The 23,662-nt window shown below is 66.9% G+C and carries 18 protein-coding genes; 16 read left to right on the top strand and 2 right to left on the bottom strand.

Features of this window, described 5'->3' with window-relative positions; genetic code table 11:
- Positions 1–183 precede the first annotated feature (183 nt).
- Complete coding sequence (locus HYG95_RS16350; RefSeq protein WP_181698781.1) at positions 184–702, top strand: YdcF family protein; 519 nt, start codon at positions 184–186, stop codon at positions 700–702.
- 241 nt (positions 703–943) lie between these two features.
- Here the strand turns inward: HYG95_RS16350 and HYG95_RS16345 are convergent, their stop codons facing one another.
- Positions 944–4,012 carry a (Fe-S)-binding protein gene (locus tag HYG95_RS16345; RefSeq protein ID WP_181698780.1) on the bottom strand — a complete coding sequence of 1,023 codons (3,069 nt, stop codon included), beginning with the start codon at positions 4,010–4,012 and terminating at the stop codon, positions 944–946.
- Between the two features lie 674 nt (positions 4,013–4,686).
- Here HYG95_RS16345 and HYG95_RS16340 point away from each other — a divergent pair.
- Genes HYG95_RS16340 through HYG95_RS16320 form a run of 5 tightly spaced genes read left to right on the top strand, consistent with a single transcriptional unit; the run spans position 4,687 to position 10,520 of the window.
- Positions 4,687–5,676 (top strand): ParB N-terminal domain-containing protein, encoded by a 990-nt coding sequence (locus tag HYG95_RS16340; protein ID WP_181698779.1) that lies wholly within the window; start codon positions 4,687–4,689, stop codon positions 5,674–5,676.
- A 42-nt stretch (positions 5,677–5,718) separates the two neighbouring features.
- Positions 5,719–6,303: a cysteine hydrolase gene (locus HYG95_RS16335; RefSeq protein WP_181698778.1), complete on the top strand. Its 585-nt coding sequence runs from the start codon at positions 5,719–5,721 to the stop codon at positions 6,301–6,303.
- On the top strand, positions 6,300–7,316 hold the full coding sequence (gene hypE / locus HYG95_RS16330) for a hydrogenase expression/formation protein HypE (protein WP_181698777.1): 1,017 nt from the start codon (positions 6,300–6,302) through the stop codon (positions 7,314–7,316). Before HYG95_RS16335 ends, hypE begins: the two co-directional genes overlap by 4 nt.
- Before the next feature lie 10 nt (positions 7,317–7,326).
- A complete protein-coding gene (gene hypF, locus HYG95_RS16325; RefSeq protein WP_181698776.1) occupies positions 7,327–9,618 on the top strand; it encodes a carbamoyltransferase HypF in 2,292 nt (763 codons plus the stop codon).
- A gap of 2 nt (positions 9,619–9,620) precedes the next feature.
- The gene (locus HYG95_RS16320) at positions 9,621–10,520 is read left to right on the top strand and encodes a bile acid:sodium symporter family protein (RefSeq protein WP_181698775.1); all 900 of its coding nucleotides are present in this window, start codon (positions 9,621–9,623) and stop codon (positions 10,518–10,520) included.
- On the opposite strand, the gene HYG95_RS16315 is transcribed toward HYG95_RS16320, so the two are convergent.
- Positions 10,517–11,377 carry a haloalkane dehalogenase gene (locus HYG95_RS16315; protein WP_181698774.1) on the bottom strand — a complete coding sequence of 287 codons (861 nt, stop codon included), beginning with the start codon at positions 11,375–11,377 and terminating at the stop codon, positions 10,517–10,519. The two genes, HYG95_RS16320 and HYG95_RS16315, sit on opposite strands and share 4 nt — an antisense overlap.
- 93 nt (positions 11,378–11,470) lie before the next feature.
- Here HYG95_RS16315 and HYG95_RS16310 point away from each other — a divergent pair, with 93 nt between their 5' ends.
- The 10 genes from HYG95_RS16310 (at position 11,471) to HYG95_RS16265 (ending at position 23,441) form a co-directional block, all read left to right on the top strand.
- A complete protein-coding gene (locus tag HYG95_RS16310; protein ID WP_181698773.1) occupies positions 11,471–12,595 on the top strand; it encodes a UbiA family prenyltransferase in 1,125 nt (374 codons plus the stop codon).
- Positions 12,592–13,683 carry an aminotransferase class I/II-fold pyridoxal phosphate-dependent enzyme gene (locus HYG95_RS16305; RefSeq protein ID WP_181698772.1) on the top strand — a complete coding sequence of 364 codons (1,092 nt, stop codon included), beginning with the start codon at positions 12,592–12,594 and terminating at the stop codon, positions 13,681–13,683. Before HYG95_RS16310 ends, HYG95_RS16305 begins: the two co-directional genes overlap by 4 nt.
- Positions 13,674–16,871, top strand: coding sequence for a thiamine pyrophosphate-dependent enzyme (locus HYG95_RS16300; RefSeq protein WP_220139506.1), 3,198 nt, complete (start codon positions 13,674–13,676; stop codon positions 16,869–16,871). Before HYG95_RS16305 ends, HYG95_RS16300 begins: the two co-directional genes overlap by 10 nt.
- A 17-nt stretch (positions 16,872–16,888) precedes the next feature.
- The gene (locus tag HYG95_RS16295) at positions 16,889–17,605 is read left to right on the top strand and encodes a class I SAM-dependent methyltransferase (protein ID WP_181698770.1); all 717 of its coding nucleotides are present in this window, start codon (positions 16,889–16,891) and stop codon (positions 17,603–17,605) included.
- Positions 17,605–19,029: a cytochrome P450 gene (locus HYG95_RS16290; RefSeq protein ID WP_181698769.1), complete on the top strand. Its 1,425-nt coding sequence runs from the start codon at positions 17,605–17,607 to the stop codon at positions 19,027–19,029. Before HYG95_RS16295 ends, HYG95_RS16290 begins: the two co-directional genes overlap by 1 nt.
- 29 nt (positions 19,030–19,058) lie before the next feature.
- On the top strand, positions 19,059–19,688 hold the full coding sequence (locus HYG95_RS16285; protein WP_181698768.1) for a trans-aconitate 2-methyltransferase: 630 nt from the start codon (positions 19,059–19,061) through the stop codon (positions 19,686–19,688).
- Positions 19,689–19,761: 73 nt separating this feature from the next.
- Positions 19,762–20,478, top strand: coding sequence for an ABC transporter ATP-binding protein (locus tag HYG95_RS16280; protein WP_181698767.1), 717 nt, complete (start codon positions 19,762–19,764; stop codon positions 20,476–20,478).
- Positions 20,475–21,638, top strand: coding sequence for an ABC transporter substrate-binding protein (locus tag HYG95_RS16275; RefSeq protein ID WP_181698766.1), 1,164 nt, complete (start codon positions 20,475–20,477; stop codon positions 21,636–21,638). The genes HYG95_RS16280 and HYG95_RS16275 overlap by 4 nt, the downstream gene beginning before the upstream one ends.
- Positions 21,635–22,447: an ABC transporter permease gene (locus HYG95_RS16270; RefSeq protein WP_370465821.1), complete on the top strand. Its 813-nt coding sequence runs from the start codon at positions 21,635–21,637 to the stop codon at positions 22,445–22,447. The genes HYG95_RS16275 and HYG95_RS16270 overlap by 4 nt, the downstream gene beginning before the upstream one ends.
- 292 nt (positions 22,448–22,739) lie before the next feature.
- On the top strand, positions 22,740–23,441 hold the full coding sequence (locus HYG95_RS16265; protein ID WP_255495417.1) for a hypothetical protein: 702 nt from the start codon (positions 22,740–22,742) through the stop codon (positions 23,439–23,441).
- Positions 23,442–23,662 lie beyond the last annotated feature (221 nt).

The raw sequence follows: 23,662 nt of genomic DNA, 5'->3' as shown, positions 1-23,662 counted from the left end.
TTCCCCCCCCCCCGGTGTCACCAATGCTGTTGTTCAGCACGATGTTTGATCCTGTGGCACAACCTATCCGGGATCCGGCCGCTCGGCCAGTGGTGTTGCCTCGGTCGGGTGGGTGCTCGGTCGATGTTGCTCGAGGCGGGGTCAGCCGGGCTCGGTGACCGGATGGGGGCCTACCATCGGCGGATGCGCCGCAAAGTGGTGGTGGGTTGTGTGGTCGCCGTGGTGTTGTTCGGGGTGGTGCTGTGGCCGGTGTACGGGCGGCCGCAGACGGATGAGCCGCGGCGTGCGGATGCGATTCTCGTGCTCGGTGGGGCGCATGACGGGCGTGAAGAGGTCGGGTTGCGGTTGGCCGCAGAGGGATTCGCGCCGCGGGTGTTGATATCGGATCCGTATGAGGGCAGTGCGATGGTGAATCGGATCTGCCACGGGGGTTACTCGTTCGAGGTGATCTGTTTCGATCCGAGTCCGCGGACCACACTCGGCGAAGGCCGCGCCCTCGCCCGTCTCGGTGCCGACTGGGATCGCGTCATCGTCGTCACCTTCACACCCCACATCTCCCGCGCCCGCTACATCCTCGGCGAATGCTGGCCCGGCGAACTCCTCTTCGTCGACCCACAACCCCACCTCTCACCCGCCCGCTGGGCCTGGGACTACGTCTACCAATCCGCTGGCTACGTCAAGGCCTGGTTCGCCGACTGCTGACTCAACTGGTCGACAGCCGGGTCCTCCGGGACCCCGCAGCCGCAGCGGATTTCCACGCTGCCACAAGCACGCCGGGAGCACTTGCCGCCGCATGCCATCTCACCGCCCTCGAGATCGGGTATTCGGCGCGAACGCTGCAACGAACGGATCGGTCTGCGGATATCAGGAGCCTGGCAGTGTCTTCATAAACAGCAGTGAGGCGCGGATTCTTGGAATCCGCGCCTCACTGGGTGTTCAGTTGTCAGTTCTTGCGGCCGGGAGCCTTTGCTCCGGACTTGAAGCCGAGGCCGCCGGGCTTGGCGGTCGGCGGGGCCACCGGTGGGGTGCCGTTGCCGTTGGAAGGTGTGGGTTCGGAGGCCGTGTCTTCCTGGGCGGTGGGCTCAGCCGGGGCTTCCGGTTCGGCGGGGGCCGCTGCCGATTCCGCGGGCTTCGGGGCGCCGGGGGCCTTCGGGCCGGGGCGCTTGAAGCCGGACTTCATCGCGAGGCCCTTGGCGGCGACCGTGGGCTTGGTCTCCGTGGCAGCAGCTTCGGCGGGAGCTTCCGCAGCCGGAGCCGCATCAGCAGCCGTATCGGCGGCCGGGGCGGCAGGAGCCTTGGCGCCGGGCGCCTTCGCGCCGCCCTTCATGCCGAGTCCGCCACCGGGTGCCTTGGCGCCACCCTTCATGCCGAGACCCTTGACCGGGGGAGCGGTGGTCTCGGGGGCCGATTCGGCGGCCGGAGCTTCGGCAGCGGGCGCCTTCGCACCCGGCGCCTTCGCGCCGCCCTTCATACCGAGTCCGCCACCGGGCGCCTTCGCCCCGCCCTTCATACCGAGACCCTTGGCGGGCGCGGCCGGGGCCGACTCCGCTTCGGCGGCAGGGGCCTTCGCGCCGGGCGCCTTGGCGGCACCCTTCATGCCGAGACCGCCACCGGGAGCCTTCGCGGCACCCTTCATACCCAGGCCACCACCGGGCGCCTTGGCAGCGCCCTTCATGCCGAGTCCGCCACCAGCCGGTGCGGCCTTGGGGGCTGCTTCGGCGGGAGCCTCGGCGACCGGCTCCGGCTCGGCTTCGGGCTCCGGCTCGGGTTCGGCCTTCGGCTCCTGGACGACGAGCAGGTTGGCCGACAGCTCGGCGGCGTCGATGCGGGTGATCGAGTCGAGCATCAGCTGCGACACGTCGACCACCTCGACGCCCTCGCCCTGGCCCTGCTCCTGACGCGCGGTGACGCCGTCGTTGAGCATGACGCGGCAGAACGGGCAACCCGTGGCGATCTTGGTCGGGTTGGTGGACAGCGCCTCGTCGACACGGTCGACGTTGATGCGCTTACCGAGCTGCTCCTCCATCCACATGCGGGCGCCACCGGCACCACAGCACATGGAACGTTCGCCGTGGCGCGGCATCTCGACCAGGGTCGAACCGGAGGCTTCCATCAGCTCACGCGGCGCGTTGTAGATCTTGTTGTGGCGACCGAGGTAGCAGGGGTCGTGGTAGGTGATGTTCTGCGACACCGTGGCCACCGGAACCAGCTTCTTCTGCCGCACCAGGCGGTTCAGCAGCTGGGTGTGGTGCACGACCTCGTAGGTGCCACCGACCTGCGGGTACTCGTTGTTGAGCGCGTTGAAGCAGTGCGCACAGGTGACGACGATCTTCTTCTTGGACTGCTCGACACCCTCGAACACCGAGTTGATGACCTCGATGTTCTGCATCGCGAGCTGCTGGAACAGGAACTCGTTGCCCGCGCGGCGAGCCGAGTCACCGGTGCAGGTCTCCTCGGCGCCGAGCACCATGAACTTGGTGCCCGCGGTGGCGAGGAGCTCGGCGACGGCCTTGGTGGTCTTCTTGGCGCGGTCCTCGTAGGCGCCGGCGCAACCGACCCAGAACAGGTACTCGTAGCCGTCGAAGCTGTCGGCGTCCTTACCGAAGACCGGGATGTCGAAGTCGACTTCCTTGATCCAGTTCAGGCGGTCCTTGGAGTTCTGACCCCACGGGTTGCCCTTGTTCTCCAGGTTCTTGAACAGGCCGGCCAGCTCGGAGGGGAACTCCGACTCGATCAGCACCTGGTAGCGGCGCATGTCGATGATGTGGTCGACGTGCTCGATGTCGACAGGGCACTGCTCCACGCAGGCACCACAGGTGGTGCAGCTCCACAGCACCTCGGGGTCGATCACACCGTGCACGTCCTCGCCGCCGACGAGCGGGCGCTCGGCCTCGGTGCGGGCTTCCTCGGCGATCGCGGCGAGCTTGGCCTCGTCGGGCTTGCCGTCGGCGTCGACCAGACCGATCTCGTCGCCGCCCATGTCCTTGCGGCCGCCGGCCAGCAGGTAGGGCGCCTTGGCGTAACCGTGGTCGCGCAGCGACATGATGAGCAGCTTGGGCGAGAGCGGCTTACCGGTGTTCCAGGCGGGGCACTGCGACTGGCAGCGGCCACACTCGGTGCAGGTGGTGAAGTCCAGCCAGCCCTTCCAGGAGAAGTCCTCCATCTTGCCCGCGCCGAGGATGTCGGTGTCGGGGTCGACGTTCTCGATGGTCAGGACCTTGCCGTCCGACATCATCGGCTTGGCGGCGCCGAGGGCGACGCCGCCGTCGGCCTCACGCTTGAAGTAGATGTTGGGGAACGCGGCGAAACGGTGCCAGGCGACGCCCCAGTTGACGTTGCGGCTCACGACGACGACCCAGACCAGCGCGGCCATCAGCTTGAAGAAGGCGAAAACCGACACCGCTTCCGCGCTGGCGGGCAGCACCGAGGCGATGTGCATGCTGACGAAGTCGCTGCTGGCGTGGGATTCGCCGGTGTAGGCCAGGACGAGGGACTTCGCGCCGAGCATGCTGATGCCCTCGACGAGCACGATGAGCTCGACGAAGTAGGCGGCGAAGAAGTTGGAGCCGGAGAAGCGCGACTGCCGTGCGGGCACGCGGGGGTGGTTCAGCTGACGGATGACGATCAGCACGATCGCACCGATGATGGTGCCGAGGGCGAGCAGTTCGTCGAGCAGGTGGTAGACGAAGGTGTTACCGACCAGCGGCCAGGTGAACGTGGGGCTGAAGATCTGCCCCTGCGCCTGGAAGACCGTGACGAAGCCGAGCATGAAGCCGACCATGACGAGCCAGTGCGCCCAGCCTACGGTCCGGAACTTCACCATGCGCGTGTGCGCGGCGAACTCCTTGATCATGGTGGCGAACCGCGGCACGAACGGAGTGAACCGGTCGGGGGCGGGCTGCCCGAGCATGATCGTCCGAGCCATCTTCCGGATGGCGAGGCCGAACCCGATCCACGCGGGGACACCGACCAGAATGGAGATGATGCCCAACGTCAAAGATATGGGGCTCATGCTGTGGCCTTTCGTTCACGAAGCGACGCGGTGCCGCTCGTCCCAGGTCGCATCATAGTACGGTCCAAGTTACCCGCCAGTAGGGGTAGGGATTCTATGTTACCGGTGGGTAGCTTCGATGTCTTCCCGGAGCTGAGGATCATCCTAACGTTGCAGTTCAGGGGTTGATTTGGCGCCTGGCCGTTGCGGCCTGTTCCGGGATCGCCGCGGGCGGGGCCGCGTGTCGATGGGGCTTGCGCGGCGGCGGGTGCGACAGCCGGGGCTCGTCCACCGGGGCCCGATGCTCGGCGGCGATGTGAAACAAGATGGAATTAATCTATCGTCCAGTTTGTTCGGTCCGTGGAAATAATTCCCAGCGAATTCACATTCTCACCTGAGCGGGCTCACGGCTGTGAGTTGCATAGACCATTCTATTCTCGGCGCGCCGGCTGGGCGGATCGTGACTTCGGGGCATGAACATGCTTGTCCAACTGTGGGTTTCACCAGTTGGACACCGTCAGGTCGGTTCGTTACCGGCCGGTCGGGCAGGGCGCCGCACGCCCCTGACCGGCGCGGCGACCCGGGCGAGGGTCTCGGATCGAACACTTGCCCGAATTGGCTCACTGCGATATTTTTTTACGCGGCTCTTGATCTTGATATCGATGCACAGCTTGAAAGACTGGGGGGCTTGATAGGTGAATCGCCCGCTGAAATCCAACCGGGTAAAACAGTCTGTGGAAATTGCCTCGCTCGTCATGGCGGGCTCCCCCAGATTCGAGGGGGAGGACCCCGCTCATATCGAGCGGCTGGTCGAGGCGGAATGGCCTTTGCCGCCCATTCTCGTCCATCGTCCGACGAATAGGATCATCGACGGATTTCACCGGACGAGCGCGGCGCTACGCAAAGGCCTCACGCACATCGACGCGTATATGGTCGAAGGTTCCGAAGAATTGGCGTTCATTCTCGGGGTACAAGAGAATGTGCGGCACGGCCTGCCGTTGTCGCTGGCCGATCGCCGAGCTGCGGCGGAACGCATCATCCTTTCCCATCCGCACTGGTCGAATCGGTCGATCGCCACCGCTGCGGGGCTCTCCGCGAAAACCGTGGCCTCGATCAGAAGCGGTACCGGCGATACGTCGCAAGCGAGTCATCGGCTCGGCAGTGACGGCAGGCTCCGGCCGGTCGACACGAATTCGGCGCGCAAAACGGCCGCCGAACTCCTGCTGGCCCGCCCCGATGCCTCGCTGCGTTCCATCGCACGCGAAGTCGGCCTCTCGCCGTCCACCGTCCGCGACGTCCGGGCCCGGCTGGAAAGCGGCATGGGCCCGCTCGTCCAGCCCGACGACGCCAGGACCCCGGCGCCCGGCGGACCGGCGGAGAACGACCGCCTGACGCCGACACCGCACAAGAAGCAGGTGGACCTCGACGCCCTGCTCGCCGTGCTCTCCCGCGACCCGGCGCTACGGATGAGCGTCGGCGGGCGCGAATTGCTGCGGTGGCTGCATCAGCACGCGGTGAACGCGGGTGACGCCGAGAAGATCGTCGAATTCGTGCGACCCCATTCCTCCTACCATGTGATCGAACTCGCCAATCAATGCGCGGCCAATTGGGCGAATATCGCCCAGGCCCTGCAAGCCGCTTCCGATAATGCGTACGGTAATTCGCCGGACGCCCGTTCGGCCTGAATTTCCGACCTGTTTCCCATTCTTACGGACCTAAGGATCGGCATGTCCAAAATCGCCGTTGTCACCAGTGGATTGCAATACGACATCGTCGGGAAGAATCCCGATCGGGAAGCCGCTATCGCGGCCGCGACACCCCGCGTGAACGAATTTCTGACCGAAATGCGCAAACGAGGTTGCACGGTGTATCACCTGCAACTCCTCAATCAGCCCGACGACCCGCTGGCCGAGCGTTACGACGGTCGAGTACCTGCCCTGCGCGGAACTCCCGGCGCCGAGGTGATCCGGGAATTCGTCGACCCCGACGACGTGATCCAGGAACGCAGCAAGGACAGCGGTTTCTACGAAACCGACCTGCACGACCGGCTCCAGGCTGCCGGCGTGGAAGCTCTGGTGCTCATCGGCTTGCAGACCCAGATCTGTATCCAGACCACCGCCGCCGACGCCTTCTTCCGCGGCTACATCGTCGCGGTGCCCGGTGACTGCGTGTTCTCGGCGCAGGAGGCCGACCGGGTGCGGGCGCTGGATTGGCTGGAGAGCTACTGCGCCACCGTCGCCGACTCCGCCGAGATCCTGCGGCTCATCGACACCACCGGCGGCATCCCGCGCAAGGAGACCAAGACACCATGACCGTGGCCACGCAGCACATCCAGCTCGACCACGGCACCGGCGCGGTGCTCTCGGGCGAGCTGGTCGACTTCATCGCCCGCACCCTCGGCGACGTCTACGTGGGGGAGATGGAGGACAGTGCGGTCCTGCCCGTGGAGGGCGACCGGATCGCGATGACCACCGACAGTTTCGTGGTGGACCCGCCGTTCTTCGGCAACGGCGACATCGGCAAGATCGCGGTCTGCGGCACCGTCAACGACCTGGCCGTCTCGGGTGCGGTGCCGCGCTATCTCACCCTCGGGCTCATCCTCGAGGCCGGATTGTCCTTCGACCGGCTCGAGCGCGTGCTCACGTCGGTGCGCGAGACCGCGCGCGAGGCGCGGGTGCAGATCGTGTGCGGCGACACCAAGGTCGTGCGAACGGGCGAGGCCGACCAGCTGTACCTCAACACCAGTGGTGTCGGGTTCTTCCTGCGCGAACCACTGCGGATGGACGCGGTCCGCCCCGGCGACGCGGTGATCCTGTCGGGCCCGATCGGCAATCACACGGTGCACCTGCTCTCCATCCGGGAGGGTCTCGGCTTCGAGAGCCGGGTGCTCAGCGACTGCGCGCCGCTCAACCTGATGATCGACAGCGTCTTCGCGGCGGTGCCGCGCGAGGCGGTGCGGTCGATGCGGGACGTGACGCGCGGTGGGCTCTCGGCGGTGCTGCACGAGTACGCGGGCCGCATGGGCAAGGCCATCACCATCGATGAGCAGTCGCTGCCCATCCAGCACGAGACCGCGATGGCGGCGGACATGCTCGGCATCAATCCGCTGAACTGCGCCAACGAGGGCTGCCTGGCGATCTTCGCCGATCCCGCCGCCGCCGCCGACATCGTGGCCGCGCTGCGCGGGCACGAGTACGGCAGGCATGCCACGGTGATCGGCGAGGTGACCGGCCGGGACGGCGCTGCGGTCGTGCTGCGCGACACCGCCGGACGCGAATCGACACTGCAACCACTGCGGGGCGCCGAGCTGCCCCGCCTGTGCTGACCGGGCCGCCATGACCGCCACCTGGCAGATCAGGGTCACCGGGGTCGTGCAGGGCGTGGGATACCGCCCGTTCGTCTACAAACTCGCCCGCGAACGGCAGCTCACGGGCTGGGTGCGCAACGATCCCGAGGGCGTACTCGTCGAGGCGAGCGGCGCCGAGGCCGCGCTGGAATCGTTCTGCGCGGAGCTGGCCGACCGGGCGCCCGAGCTGGCGCGTGTGGACCGGGTGGTGGCGCTGAGCCGGGTGGCGGGCGGGTCGGGCGCGTCGACTTTCGAGATCGTGCACAGCGAGCACTCGGGGCAGAAGGTGGCGCTCGTCCCCGCCGACACCCACGTATGTGCGGACTGTCTCGCCGAGCTGCGCGACCCGGCCGACCGGCGCTATCGCTACCCGTTCATCAACTGCACCAACTGCGGGCCACGGTATTCGATCATCCGCGCGCTGCCCTACGACCGATCGCAGACCACCATGCGCGCGTTCACGATGTGCGCGAATTGTGATGCGGAATACCGGAATCCGATGAGCAGGCGCTTCCACGCACAGCCGAACGCGTGTGCGGACTGCGGGCCGAGGCTGTTCCTCGCCTACCCCGACGGCACGGTGCACGAGGACGCGCTGCGCCGCAGTGTGCGTGAGCTGTCGGAAGGTCGGATCGTCGCGGTGAAGAGCGTGGGCGGTTTCCATCTGGCCGTCGATGCGATGAATGCCGCGTCGGTGGCGTTGCTGCGGAAACGCAAGCGGCGCGATTCGAAACCGTTCGCGGTGATGGTGCGGGATCTGGATACCGCGCATCGGATCGTCGAACTGTCGGCTGCCGAGGAGCAGGTGTTGCGTTCGCCCGCGCGACCGATTCTGTTGGCACGCAAGCGAACCGGCGCGGTGCCGGAGAGTGTCGCGCCACGGAACCCGAACCTGGGGGTGATGCTGCCCTCCGCGCCGCATCACCACCTGCTGCTCGACGAGGCCGACACCGATGTGCTCGTGATGACCAGCGGCAATGTGTCGGGTTACCCCATCGTCCACCGCAATGACGATGCGCTGGCGCACCTGTTCGAGATCGCGGACGCGATTCTGTACCACGACCGCGACATCGAGTCCAGGGTGGACGATTCCGTGGTCCGGGTGTCGATCCACCCGGATCTGGACGGGCCACTGCTGACCTTCCTGCGCCGTGCGCGCGGGTACGCGCCGTACCCGGTGGAGGTGGGTCGTCCGCTGCGGCCGCTGGTCGCCTACGGTGCCGAACTCAAGACGACGGTCGCGTTGTCGGCGGGCACGCGGGTGTATCTGAGCCAGCACATCGGTGATCTGAAGAACGACGAGACGTTCGAATCGCACCGCCGAACCGCTGCCCACCTGGCCTCGCTGTACGACCTGCGGCCCGAGGCGGGGGTGTACGACATGCATCCGGACTTCCGGATCAATATGGGCCACAGCGGTATCGGTGAGACGGGTGAGCCGATCGCGGTGCAGCACCATCACGCGCACATGGCCGCCTGCATGGCGGAGAACAAGCTCGACGGCTCCGCGATCGGCGTGGTGTTCGACGGGGCCGGGTACGGCACGGACGGCACCATCTGGGGCGGTGAGTTCCTGGTCGGTGACTACGGCAAGGTCGAACGGGCAGCGCACCTGCGGCGTGTGGCCCTGATCGGTGGCGATCAGGCTGTGCGCGAACCGATCCGGACGGGTGTCGCTGTGGCTGTCGACGCGTTCGGAGCCATCGATGCTGCGGTGCAGGCCTTTCCGGTGCTCGAGGCGCTCGATGACGAACGCAGGCACGTCTACGCGACCATGTGCGCTCGTGGCATCAACTCGCCCGAGGTGACGAGTATGGGCCGGTTGTTCGACGCGGTGGCGGCTCTGCTCGGCGTGTGTTCGCGGGCCGAATACGAGGCGCAAGGCCCGATCGAACTCGAGGGTCTGCTCGATCGCGACCTCACGCTCGTCGACGGGTACGAATTCGGCTATACCGCAGTAGAAGTCGACCACCGGACGGTGATTCGTGCGATCGCGGCCGACCTGGCCGCCGGGACCGCGCTCGACCAGATCAGCAGGCGGTTTCACAGCGGGGTCGTCGCCATGGTCGTCCGGCAGTGCCTGCACCTGGCCGACACCACCGGCATCCGGCAGGTGGTGCTCTCCGGCGGTGTGTTCCTCAACGAATTCCTGCTGGTCAACTGCATGGTGATGCTCGAACGCGCCGGACTGGCGGTGTACAGCCACCGGCAGGTTCCACCGAACGACGGTGGGATCGCCCTTGGGCAGCTGCTGGTGGCCGACCGGGCGAAACAGGAGTGATGATGGGTTCTTCGCAATTCGCGGTGGTGCTGCCGATCGCGCTCGTGGTGGTGATGCTCGGCCTCGGACTCACCCTGACACCGGACGACTTCCGGCGGGTGGTTCGCCATCCCAAGGCGGCGGCCGTCGCCCTCGTCTGCCAGCTCGTGGTGCTGCCGCTGATCTGTGTGCTGCTCGTGCTCGCCTTCGGCCTCACCGGGGTGCTCGCGGTCGGCATGATGCTGCTCGTCGCCTCGCCGGGCGGCACCTCGGCCAACCTGTTCAGCCATCTCGCCGGTGGCGACGTGGCGCTCAACATCATGCTCACCGCGATCAATTCGGTGATCGCGGCGTTCACCATGCCGATCGTGATCACCTTGTCGGTGGCGGCGTTCATGGACGGTGACGCCTCGGTCGGATTGCAGCCGGCCAAGCTGGTGCAGGTGATCGTCATCGTGCTGGTGCCGGTGGCCGTCGGGATGTGGATCAGGCACGCGCGGCCCGCGTTCGCCGACCGGATGGGTAAACCGGTGAAGCTCGGTTCCATGGCGGTGTTGGTGCTGGCGGTGAGTGTGGCAGTCGGCTCCGAATTCGACACGCTGCGTGCGAATTTCGGCAAGCTCGGCGCGATCACGCTGCTGCTGTCGGTGCTGAGCCTGGCTGTCGGCTACTACGTGCCCCGCTGGTTCGGGGTCGATATCCGGCAGGCCATCGCCTCGTCCATGGAGATCGGGATCCACAACGCGACGCTGGCCATCGCGGTCGCGGTGTCGGCACTCGGCAGCGAGGCGATGGCGGTGCCCGCCGCCACCTACGGGATCGTGATGGGTGGGCCGGCGGCGGTCGCGGCGTTCCTGCTGGCGCGGCGACCCCGCGCGGAATCGGATGCGCCCGCGCCGGTCGCCGCGACCGCACTGCCCTAGGGGAACCGTTTGGCGATGGCCTCGGCGATCTCGACGGGGGCGTGCTCCTGGATGAACTGGCGGGCCTGTGGCAGTTCGACGACCTCCACGTCGGTGAAGGTCGACACCATGCGGGGGATGTGGGCCTTCGGTCGGTACACCATGTCCCGCATGCCCCAGACCAGCAGCGTCGGCTTGTCGGCGAGGACCGCGGGCACGTCGCGGGCGAGCTGAGCCATCAGTGGGCGGGCGTCGACGATCTGCTTGGCGATCACCGCGAGTCCCTTGCGTGCCTGCGGTGACGGCTGCACCAACCGGTAATGGTCGATCTCGGCCGGGCTCAACGTCTTACCGAGCTCCGACAGCAACACGCGCTCGACGAGGAAGTTCTGCTCGAGTACCCGGCGCTGCATCGGTCCGGTGCGGATGGCCTGGGCGAAGACGCGATTCGCCATCGCCTCGATGGGCCAGAAGATGGTGTTGCCCAGCACGATTCCGCGCAGGCGTTCGGCTCTGGGGATGCTGGCACCCAGGCCGATCGGGCCACCCCAGTCGTGCCCCATCAGCACGTAGTCGTCGAGGCCGAGGTGGTCGATGAGATCGCCGAGGATGCCGGTGTGCTCGGCGACGGTGTAGCCGAAACCCTCGGGCCGCTCGGACAAGCCGAAGCCGAGATAGTCGACGGCGACGCACCGGTACCTGGTACGCAGCTCGGCGATGACGTGGCGGTAGAGGAAGCTCCAGGCGGGGACGCCGTGGCAGAACAGAATCGTCGGCCCCGATCCCTCATCGATGTAGTGGACACGGCCTGCGGAGGAGTCGAACCAGCGTGACTCGAAGGGGTAGAGGTTCTTGTCGGGCACGAAGTCGATCAGCATAGGGAAACCTATACCGCATTTGTGAAACGGCCGGAGTGTGCAACCGGAGAAAGCGCCGGTTGCACACACTGCCGCTCTTTTCGAAACTCGGGTATGGTCGCCCCAGCCGCCTCTTCCGCGGCCGGGCCGCAAACGGGTGACGAGTGGGCTTTGATTGTGACTGGAACAATTCCTGAACCGACGCTTGACGAATTTCTGCATAAATCGGCGGAGAAAAGAATCGACTGGGTGAACTCGTCCGACGGGTTCACCACGGGCTTGGTGGAACGGGTCGGCCTGTTTCTCTCGTTCGCGCGGCCGCGCACCTGCCTGCCCGGCATGCTCGCGTTTTATCTGGGGTGTGTACTGCTGGACGTGCCGATGGGTATAGATGTTCTGCTCGGCTTCTTCGTCACGTTCCTCTACAGTGCCGTGGCCAACCTGTTCAATGCCTATTCCGATATCGCGGAAGACAATCAGAACATCCCGGCCCGGCTGTACCTGCTCGGCCTGTACGGGCGCCGGCGACTGCTGCGGAGCAGCTACGCCGCCGGTGCGGTGATGCTCGTGGCCGCAGCCGTGGTGAGCCCGGCATTCCTGCTGCTCACAGCCCTGTGCCTGCTCATCGCTCATCAGTACTCGTTGGCACCGCTGCGGATGAAGGCGCGGCCGATGGGTTCGCTCGTGTTCTTCGCGCTCGATGTGGCATTGCCGTTTCTGATGGCGCCCGCCGTCGCGGAGAACGGTCCGGCGATCGCGGGAAATTGGTCCTTCCTCAGTATGGCCGCGTATTTGTTACTCTGGTTCGTCGCCAAGGGATTCGTGAAGAACCTGCCGGATTTCGAGGGTGACCGGGAAGCCGGGTTGTCGACCTCGGCCACCATTTTCGCGACACGGCAGCAGGCGGCTGTCGCTGCTGCCGCCGCCACTGTTCTCGTTTATCTCGGGCCGCTTTTCCTGGTGGTCGCCGGACAATTCGAAGCGAAGTATTTGTTCGCTTTGGCCTGGTTCCCGGTGGCATGTGTGCAGGGCGCGCGGATGATCCTGCGCGACGACAATCAGTCGGCGAACAACATGCTGCGATTCGACATGATCGTATCGACCGGATATCTGTCGACCTGGGTGTTGCTGGCCGATCCCTCGATTTCCTCGCTGCTGGTCGTCGCTGGATCTCTGGTGGTCATTTTCGCTATGGACGCGCTGAAACTCGATACCCGGAAAAAGGAAGACATCGGGTGACGGCGGAAAGGATGACGGTGGTGCGCGACACGGTATTACTCGACGAATATCGATCCGGTGAGGAGGCCGATACCTCGGCGGCCGCGCTCGACCTGTCCAACAACGCGCTGCCCTTCGCGCCCCTGCCGAGCGTGCGCACCGCGATCGCCGACGAGGTGGAACACGCGGCCGCCTACCCTGCCGCCGCGTACGGCGATTTGCGCAGTGCCATTGCTGAATTCGCCGGCTGCACCCCAGATCAAGTCGTCGTCGGGCCGGGCAGTGTCGGCGTGCTCGCCTATCTGCTGCGCTGGGTCGCCGGCCACGGTGGCCGGGTCGTGTACGCGGTGCCCGCCTTCGACGCCTACGAACGGGTGGTCCTCGGCGCGGGCGGTATCGCGGTGCCGGTGACCGGGACACCGAATCGATGGCAACCCTTGACGGAGATGGTCGACGCGGCGGGCGACGACGCGGCCGCGATCCTGATCTGCTCACCACACAACCCGACCGGTGAACAGGTGACGCCCGAGGAGATCGAGCAGGTACTGGCGCGGGTGCCGGAGCACACGGTCGTCGTGGTGGACGAGGCGTATATCGAATTCGACCGGGACAACGACCGGTCGGCGGCCCTGCGAATGGCCAAGGAACATCCCAATCTTGTTGTGCTTCGTACTTTTTCGAAGGCGTATGGGCTGGCGGGCCTGCGCGTGGGTTACGCGGTCGGACACGGTGACCTGATCGGCGCCTGCCGCTCGATGGCGATGCCGTTCGGGGTGAACCGGCTCGCGGTGGCCGCGGCCGTCGCCTCGCTCGGCGTGGTGGACGAGCTGGAGGCGCAGGTCGATTCGGTGATCGCGGTGCGGACTGAATTCGTCGCGGCCATTCGCGGCCACGGCATCGACGTGCCCGATTCGTCCGGCAACTTCGTCTGGGTGCCGACACCGAATCCGGCGGCACTCGTGGCGCACCTCGCCGAATCGGGCATCGCGGTGCGCTGCTACCCGGACGCGGGCGTCCGGATCACGGTTCCTGCCAGGGGGCACCTCGCCGACGTCGTCGACGTACTCGCGCGGGGATACAGACGAGTGGAGGCACTGACATGCAGATGAACACCAACCTGGGCGCCGACGTGCTCGGGCGGCCACGGTTCGCCGACGCCCTCGTCGACCGGCTGATCGGCCACGACGTGCGCTACCTGTTCGGCATGCCTGCCGAATCGGTGAACTGCCTGGTCGACGCGGTAGGACGGCGGCCGGAAATCGAGCTGATCGCGGTGCGTCACGAAAGTGCCGCCGCCTGGATGGCGGTCGGTTACGCGCAGGGGCCGGGCACCCTCGGAGTGTGCTTCGGCACGGCCGGTCCAGGCGCCACCCACCTGTTGCCCGGCGTGTACGGCGGGCTTTACGACCGGCTGCCGGTGCTGGCCATCTCCGGGCAGGTGGCGCGTGCCGAGATCGGCACGAAATCGTTCCAGGAGATCGACTCGGCGCGACTGTTCCGTGACGGAACGTGGCGCTCCACCGACATCGTCTCGCCCGATCAGCTCGCCGTCTTCGATCAGACAGTGCTGTCGGTGCGGCTCGAACAGACCTCCGCGCACCTCGCCGTGCCGTCCGATGTGCTCAACTCCCCCATCGAGGGGCTCGAGCAACAGAGCCCGTACCGGTTCGGCGCACGGACAGCGCCCGACGTGGACAAGAAGCGCGTCGAAGATCTGGCCGAATACCTTTGCTCCGCACCGGGTGTCATCGTGCTCGGCGCGGGCGGCACGGCGGTCGCGGACTGTGCGCTGCTGCTCGCGGACGCGCTGGGTGTGCCGATCGCAGCCCTGCCCGAAGCGGGGATTCCGGACTGGTCGGTGCCGCCGATCGAGGAGTCCGACGCCCGGCAGGTGCTGTTGATCGGCAGGCCGACCGCCGGTGTGGCACGGCACTTTCCGTCGCTCGAGCTGCTGCTCGAGATCACCGATGTGGCCACGTCGGGGTTCGACGAGGAGAGCAGGCGGATCGGGATCGCGGGGGAGGTCCCGCAGATCCTGCACGCGCTCGTGTCGGCCGTGTGGAGCAGGCGCGGTACCCCACCTGCGGCGAGTGCCCCTGTCGCACCGGCGGATCCGAACGCACCCGAGGGCTGGGGTGTGCTCGCCGACGCGCTCGCCGGTGCCTCGGTGGCCGTCGATCCCGGGGCGACGAGGGAGCTCGCCCACCGCTACCTCGGTGAGCGCGCGCAGCTGCACAGTTCCTGGAATTTCGAGGCGGAGGGTTCCGCGCTGCCGCTGGCCATCGGCCTGGCCCTCGCGAACGGTGCTCGCTCCTACGCGCTCACCGACCTGGACTCGCTCGACCAGTACATCTCCGAATTCTCCACTGCCGCAAGGTATGACGTGCCCGTCACCGTGGTATGCCGGGCCGAGCCCGGTGTGCCGGTGAGCGACCTGGCCAAGGCATTCGGTATCGGGGTGTTCTGGGCCGGTGACGCCACCGAACTGCGGTCCCGCCTGAGCGAGGACCGGCACGGTCCGGCGCTCGTCCTCACCTCGGCGCTCGAGGACGACCGGCCCGCTCCGGCACCGGATGTCGATGTCGTCGACTACGTCACCGATCTGTTCGCGGCACTCGCGCACCGGGGCGTCGGCTCCGCGTATCTGTCGAAGAACAGCCGCGCGCGGCTAGGTGCCACGGCTGAGCTGGACCTGCATGTCGTCGCCGATGTGCAGGCCGCGGCCATGCGGGCGACCGCGGCGTACAAGGCCGACGGAACCACCTCCTGCGCGGTGGTGACCTCGCCCGCCGAACTCCTCGGCCAGCTCAACGGGCTCTACGACGCCGCCTTCGACGACGCGTCCGTGGTGCTGGTCTCCGTCGAGACCACACCCTGGCTGCTCGATCCCGTCGACGTGCTCGCCGATATCGCCGCCGTCTCGGTGGTTCTCGACGGTGGTGCCAAGGACGCGGTCCGGTTGCGCGACGCGTTCGCGACCATCGCCGGTGGTGGCCGCGGCGTCACCCACATCCACGTGACACGCACGGCCATCGCCGCCCGCGACAGCGGCGCCCTCGTGGACAGCGCTCGGTCGTTCGCGATCCCACCGTCGTTGATCGGGCTGCCCGGCCGCGCCACCGCCGCACCCGAGGACATCGTGCGGGCCGCCGAACTCATCGGCGCCGCCGAGGACATCTCCATCATCGTGGGGCGCGGGGCGGCGGGTGCGCGACGTGAACTCGTCGAATTGGCCGCCCGCACAGGCAGTCCGCTCTACTGCACGATGGGTGCGCTGGCGGCCGACGTGGTCGGCGAACACTGCGCGGGACTGGTCGGAACCTCCGGGACCGACGACGCCATGCAGCGGGTCCGGCGTAGCGGGCTCGTCATCGTGATCGGAGTGTCCTGGCGCGGTTCGGCTTTCGAGATGGTCGGCCACAACCCGGTGATCTCGGTGAACACCGATCCGCTCACCTTCCTTCGCCTGCCGTCGGATTCGGTCGGGCTGCTCGGTGACGCACGCGAAACTCTCGAAGCACTTGTCGGTCTGCTCGGCGAGAAACGCGGCGCACCCGAAGCCACCGAACGGCCGCGCCGCAAGCCGAGGGAGAGCGCACGCAAGCTGCGCGCCGCCACGGTTGCCCAGATCATCGACAGCGAACTGGCGCACCTGGACAAGCCGTCCACCCTGAGCGTCGACGTCGGCATCAACACGCTCTGGGCCTACCGCTACGTGCGCTCGGCCCACCGCTACCTGTGGACCGCCTCGTTCGCGACCATGGGATTCGCGGTGCCCGCCGCCGTCGACGTGGCCGTGCGTCACCCCGACGAGGTGTCCGTGGCGATCGTCGGCGACGGTGGTATCGGCATCACCCTGGCCGAACTGCGCAACGCCGCCGACGTACGTTCGCCGCTGGTGATCGTGGTGTTCAACAACAACGCCCTGGCCGCGATCAAATTCGAGAGCTGGATCATGGGCTGGCCCGACCGTGCGTCGGGCTTCCACGAAATCGACTTCGCCGGGTTCGCCAGGCACTGCGGCGTGCGCGCGACAACGGTGCGCTCCGCCAAGGAGTTCGGCAACGCCTTCCGCACCGCACTCGCCGGGGACGGGCCGACGCTGATCGACGCCAGAATCCCCGCCGCCGAAGCACCCGTGCTCGCCGGCCGCGCGCACATCCGCCAATTCGCCGGCCTGCTCACCGGGTGGGCCCGCGACGGCAAGAACGCCCGCACCGGCGCCCTGTCCACCCTGCTGGCCTTCGGCGCGGAGAAGGCGGTGCGCGTCGCGCGCCGCGCCGACCCGCGCCGGTGAAACCCGAGGAGATCGCGATGGCCGGAACACGCCCCGCCACCCCGCAGGCCATGTTCACCCGAATCGCACCGCGCTACGACGCGGTGAACTCGCTGCTCACCCTCGGCGGCGACAAACGGTTGCGCCGCCGCGCCGTCCGCGCGCTCGACCTGCGGCCGGGCGCGGAAGTGCTCGACATCGCCGCCGGAACGGCCGAGATCGGGGCCGCGCTGGCGGCCGTGTACCCGCTTCGCCTGTCGTATGTGGCCGTCGACCTCAACGAGCAGATGCTCGCCGTCGCCGCACAGAAGTTCGCCCGGCTGCGGCGCAAGCGGCCGAGCAACGACTGGCAGCTCGCCCTCGGCAGCGCGGAATCGCTCGACTTCCCGTCGTCGAGTTTCGACGCCGCCGTGATGTGTTTCGCCCTCGACGACATGGACGACCCCGCCGCCGCGCTCGCCGAAACGGTGCGGGTGCTGCGCACCGACGGGCGGTTCCTGCTGATCGAACTCGCCATGCCCGACAGTCCGCTGCTGCGCAACCTGCTGAAGCTGCGGCTGCGACTCATCCGCGGTGCCGCCGCCATCGCGGGCATGGATTCCGTCGCCCACATGACCAGAGAAGTCGAACTCGATCGCGGCGTCGAACACACCCTCGCGCGCTGCGAGAACGCCGGCCTGGAACTGGAATCCACGGCCCGGCACCTCGGCGGGCTGGTCCGTGCCCACGTCTTCCGTAAGAGGAAAGGTTTGTGATGACCGAGAAATGTCCCCACGCCACGGCGGAGAAGGTGCCATCCGTCACCGGAATCACCAGTCGCAGGCTCTCCAACCGGCACCTGCCCGGTCCGCCCGGCCACCGGATCATGGGCTCCTATCCGGAATACGCCAAGGACCGCAACAAGTTCCTGCGTGACGCGGTGCGCCAGTACGGCGATGTGGTGCGGATCAAACTGCCGCTGCGCGACCTGGTGGTGATCGCCAATCCCGAAGACGCGCACGCGGCGATGGGCGACACCTCCGGCGACTACAGCAAATTCGGCAACTACCACCCGGCAATTGCCAAGCGGCAGAACGGATTGTCCTTCATCGAGGGCGAATTGTTCCGCGAGCGGCGACGCATCGTCAGCCCGCTGGTGACCCGCGACGGCCTCAAGAGCACCTTCCACGCCAATGCCGATGCCTACCTGACCAGCCTCGAGTCGAATATCGCCGCCGCGACCGATGCCGACGGTGTGACCGACCTGCAAGAGGCTATCTTCCAGACACTGCTGCGCGGCGTGCTGGCCCAGACCTTCACAGAACCGTTCACGCCCAAGGAAATTCACGATCTGCACGACGGTCTGTCGACGTTCACGAAATTCCTCGGCTCCACGCTGAAGATCGCGGATCCGCCGAATCTGGTTCGCCCCTGGGGCCGGTACAAGATCCGGCCGTGGGCGGTGTACTCAGCCGGCAAGATCGTGCGCGACCGGGTGGTCGAACGGCAGAACTCGCCGTCGCTCGGCACCTACAACGACGTGCTCGACGGCATGCTCGCCGGATACAAGAAGCTCAAGACCCCGATGACGTTCTGGGACCTGTGCTTCGACGTGGCGACCATGACCAGTGCCTCCTACGGCACGACGGCGGGCGCCATCACCCAGACCGTCGTGCGCACCTGCCTGGCCGAGGAAGCCAAGAACCGGCTGGTCGAAGAGGCGAGCTCGGTCGACCTGTCCAAGCCGACCATCGAATCGGTGCGCAGCATGCACTGGGTGAAGGCGTGCTTCGAGGAAGGCATGCGCATGCAGGGCCTTCCGCTGCTGCTGCGTTTCACCGCGCGGGGCGCGAACTACCAGGGCTACGACATCGCGCCCAACACCATGCTCGGCGTGCCGATCTCGACGATCCACCGCGACCCGCGCTGGTGGACCGACCCCGATGTGTTCGACCCCGAACGCTTCTACGACCAGAGCAAGCGGGTCGACCAGCCGCGCGTGCTGCACTACCTGGCCTGGGGCGCGGGCCCGCACCGCTGCACCGGCGCACAGCTCGGCTACCTCATCGCGCCGTACCTGGTCGCGCTCATCTTCAGCCGCTACAAGATCGAGCTCCCGCCGAACTGGCAGCTCGTGGAAGACCCCGGCCTCGCGCCGATGATCAAGGGCGGCTTCAACGTCCGGCTCACCCCCCGATAACCCACCGACGAGAGATCTGAGAGATTCGCATGAAATTCGCAGAGCGGTACGACATCGCGGCCCCCATCTACGACCGGACGGCGTGGTTCCTGTCGCTCGGTGGCATCGACAAACTGCATCCGGGCCTGGTCGAAGGCCTCGACCTCACCGGAAAGAAGGTGGCCGACCTCGGGTGCGGCACCGGCCTCGCCTTCCCGGCGCTGCTCTCCGCCGTCGGACCGACCGGGCACGTGATCGGGGTGGACAACAACGCCGCCATCCTCGCCAAGGCGCAGAAGCGGGTCGACGAGAACCATTGGCCCAACGTCACTCTGCTCACCGAGGACATCGCCGAACTGCCCGTGAACCAGGACGTGGACGTCCTGTTCAGCTGCATCGCGTTCAGCTGTGTGCCGCACCCGTCGGACAAGCTGGCCGAACTGCTCGGCAACCTCACGCCGGGCACCCAGGTGCGCATCATCGACGCGCTGCCGCGCACGTCGGGGCTGAGCCGGTACCCGATCAACGGCTACAACTTCGTGAAGTCGGGCATCGTCGGATCGCATTTCCGGGAGCTGCACCCGTTCGAGCAGGTCTTCCGTGACCGGCTGACCGATGTGGTCGTCGACTACCTGCACGGCGGCATGTACACCCGCCTGACCGGCGTCAAAGGCGCGTAGGCACTCCGCGCGCACCGGCGCCGACGTCGGTGCGCGCGGCCCTTGGTGACACTTTTCTCGAGAGACGGCCGAATTGAGTATCTGGGAACTGAAAGTCGACGGCGGTGGCAAGACATTCGGCGAAAGCACCGTGCTCGACGACGTGGACTTCCACGTAGACCGCGGTGAATTCCTCGCCGTGCTCGGTCCGAGCGGCAGCGGCAAATCGACGCTGCTGCGCGTGCTGGCCGGACTCGAACAGCTGACCACCGGAACCATCAGCTGGAGCACCGACGGCGCCCGCCCGCGTACCGGGGTGGTCTTCCAGCAGGCGCTGCTGCTGCCCTGGCTCACCGTCATCGACAACATCTCGCTCGCCGGCCGGTTCGCCGCGCACCGGCGCGAGTTCGACAAGGACTACCCCGAAATCCTGCTTGCCCGTTTCGGATTGGGGGCGCTGGCGCAGCGGTACCCCGGCGAGCTGTCGGGCGGGCAGGCGCAGCGCGTCGCAGTGCTGCGCGCCGCCGCCACCCGGCCCCGGCTGCTGCTGCTCGACGAACCGTTCAGCGCGCTCGACCCGGCCACCCGCCTGGACCTGCGGAAGTGGCTGGCCGAACTCGTCTCCGAGATCGAGGCGACGGTCGTGCTCATCACCCACGACGTCGACGAGGCGATGGATCTGGCCGACCGCATCGTGCTGCTCGACAAGGGCCGCATCCGGCGCGAATGGACCGAGGTGCGCGACGGCGGCGACGCGTTGCGCGCCGATATTCTCGGGCAGTACCACCCGGACGAAGTAGTGGTGTCGTGAGCGGGCTTTCACGACGTCACCTGCTCGCCGGAGCGGCCGGACTCACCGCGGCCGCCGGGCTCTACGGGTCGGCCGACCTGGTCCGCAGCGCGGCAGGCGCCGGGCAACGGCGCGAACAGGCACTGCGGATCGGGTACCTGCCGATCACCGACGCGGCACCGCTGCTGATCGCGCACTCGGCACACCTCTACCCCGCAGGGTCGGTGAGCAGCGCCAAACCGGTGATGTTCCGCAGCTGGTCGGGGCTGGCGGAAGCGTTCGTCTCACGACAGGTGGATGTGGCGCACCTGTTGATGCCCATGGCGATTCAGCTGCGGCAGGTGCTCGGGGCGAATGTGCGGGTGCTCGGGTGGAACCACACCAACGGGTCGGCGCTCACCGTCGCACCCGACATCACCGAGCTGGAACAGCTGATCGGCACCCAGGTGGCCATTCCGTTCTGGTGGTCGATCCACAACATCGTGCTGCAGAAACTCCTGCGCGCCCACGACATCACACCCGTGGTTCGCCGGACTGCCTCGCGCGCCAAACGGACCGTCGAGCTCATCGTGATGAGTCCGTCGGACATGGTTCCCGCCCTGGCCAACAGGTCCATCTCCGGCTATGTGGTCGCCGACCCGTTCAACGCCATCGCCCAGATCAAGAAGATCGGGCGCATTCACGTGTTCCTCGGTGACGTGTGGCGTGAACATGCCTGCTGCGTGTTAGTGACCCGCGACGACGTGATCGCCGAACGACCGCACGCCGTCCAAGCCGTCACCGACGCGGTGGTCGCGGCGCAGCTACGCATCGGCACCGACCGGCCGCGCGCCGCGGAAGCGCTCACCACCGGCAGCTACCTACCGCAACCCTTGCCCGCCGTACGGACCGCGCTCGCCTACCCCAACCCGCCCTATCAGTTCCAGCGGCCCGACTGGTCGCCGCAGCTGGTGGGGTTCCAGCCCTACCCGTACCCGAGCTTCACCCGGCGGCTGGTCGAGGAGATGCACGAGACCGTCGTCGACGGCGACCGGGGCTTCCTCGACACCCTCGACCCGGCCCGCGCGCACAGCGAGCTCGTCGACGACACCTTCGTGCTGAATTCCCTTGCCGCACAGGGTGGGCAACAAGCGTTCGGGCTCACCGGCCTCGACCGAACTGAACAGGTGCACCTGCTGTGACTACAACGACCCAAGCCCCACCGAAAACCGGCTCGACCGTCTCGCGCTCGGTCCTGGCCAGGGTGTGGCCGCCGGTGCTCGCCGTGCTCGTCACCGTCGGGTTGTGGTGGACGGCGACCACGGTGTTCTCCCCGGAACACTCGCTGCTGCGCCGCACCGCGCCTCAGCACGTGCTGCCCGCCATCGCCGATCTGCACGAACGCGGTGTGCTCGTCGCCGACGCGGGAATCAGCCTGTGGCGGTTGTTGATCGGGCTCGCGATCGCCACCGTGCTCGGCGTGCCGATCGGGTTGCTGATCGGGCTCAGCACCCGGATCGAACAGGCCGCCTCGCCCGTGGTGCAGTTCCTGCGGATGATCTCGCCGCTGTCGTGGACCCCGATCGCCATCGCCGTGTTCGGCATCGGCAACCAACCGGTGTACTTCCTCGTCGCCGCGGCGGCGGTGTGGCCGATCATGCTGAACACAGTGGCGGGGGTGCACGCCATCGATCGCGGCTTCCTCGACGTGGCGCGCTCGTTCCACGCGACCCGGGCCGAGCAACTGCGCGTTGTCATCATTCCGGCCGTGCGCGACCACATTCGTACCGGGCTGCGGCTCGGGCTCGGCACGGCCTGGATCGTGCTCGTGCCCGCCGAGATGCTCGGTGTGCGATCGGGACTCGGGTACCAGATCCTCAACGCCCGTGACCAGCTCGCCTACGATCAGGTGGTCGCCATCATCCTGGTGATCGGTGTCCTCGGATTCGCCGTCGATTTTCTTGCGGGCAGGTTGCCGGGGCGGTCCCTGAACAGCCGTACGTACCGCTGATTATGTGATGTATGTCACTAGCATGTTTGACCCGGTCGGGTCGTGTTTGTGATTGAGCATGGGAAACCTCGTCTGCCGACGCGATGGGTTAGGGCAGCCTCACCCATGCCCCTGGAAACTGTGCTGGCATCAGGGGTTTCGGTCTACTAGGCTCCAGACGTTCTGTCTGCTGTGCCGGTCTTCACACTGCTCGGGGAGAAGTTGGGAGCATCTCACAAGGGTGCGTCCGCTTGACGAGTCTCGCGTGTCGCTTGATCGCACGCCGCACCACACCTGATGGATAGGAACTTCAATGAACATCCGTAAAACCGTTGCGGGTGCCGCCTTGGTTATCGGGGCCATGACGGTGGCCGCTGGGACCTCGCATGCTGAGCCCGTGGCGCCCGAGGGCATCAAGTACTCGGTGAAGCTGGTCGACAAGACCGTGGTCGCCACCCTTCAGAATGGCACCTTCTCGATTGTCGAGCAGGAGGGCGAGACCCCGGAGGCGCCGAAGACCAAGGTCGCCGAGATCAAGGACACCACAGGCAACGTGGTGGTGGCGCTGCCGATCAACTTTGCCATCAACGGCACCGACATCCCGACCAAGGTCGAGGTTGTCAAGGATTCCAAGGTGCTCGAGCTGACCCCGGAGAAGCCGCAGGGTGTCGAGATCGTCGCCGCGCCGGTCGCCGCCAAGCCGGTCAAGCCGGTCCTGCAGGGCCAGGAGATCGCGTCGGCGCAGGAGAACCAGAAGGCGATCAACGACTTCTCCTCGAAGTTCAGCATCGGCACCGCGATCGGCACCTTCGTCGGCACCGCCATCGGCGCGGTGATCGGGTGCGTCGTGACCATTCCGCTGTGCATTCCCGGCTTGACGGTCGGTGCTGCCGTTGGCGGCATCGTCGGCATGATCGCCGTCGGTGGGCCTGTTATGGGTGTCGCTGGCTGGGAACTGCTGCAGGTGCTGCAGGCGCCGGACGGTACTACTGTCTGGGCTGACAAGCCGAAGTAGAGGCTCGCTGTAGAAGCCCCGCTCCATTCGTGGAGTGGGGCTTTTTCGTGTGGTTGGGGTGGTTCGGTTATGTGCCGGGGTTGCAGCTGAAAGGGACCACCTTGGTGTTTTGTGCACCAGGGAGGTGTGGAAACCACCTTTGTGTTTTTGTGCACCACGGAGGTATTGGGCTGTGTTTGTTGGAGCGCTGGCGCGCTCGAGCGCGGCCCCTGAGGGGCCGC

It is taken from the genome of Nocardia sp. GTS18 (assembly GCF_013839555.1).
Lineage (GTDB): Bacteria > Actinomycetota > Actinomycetes > Mycobacteriales > Mycobacteriaceae > Nocardia > Nocardia rosealba.
Note: the sequence above shows the minus strand (reverse complement) of the source record. Positions and strands in the feature narration are given on the sequence as shown.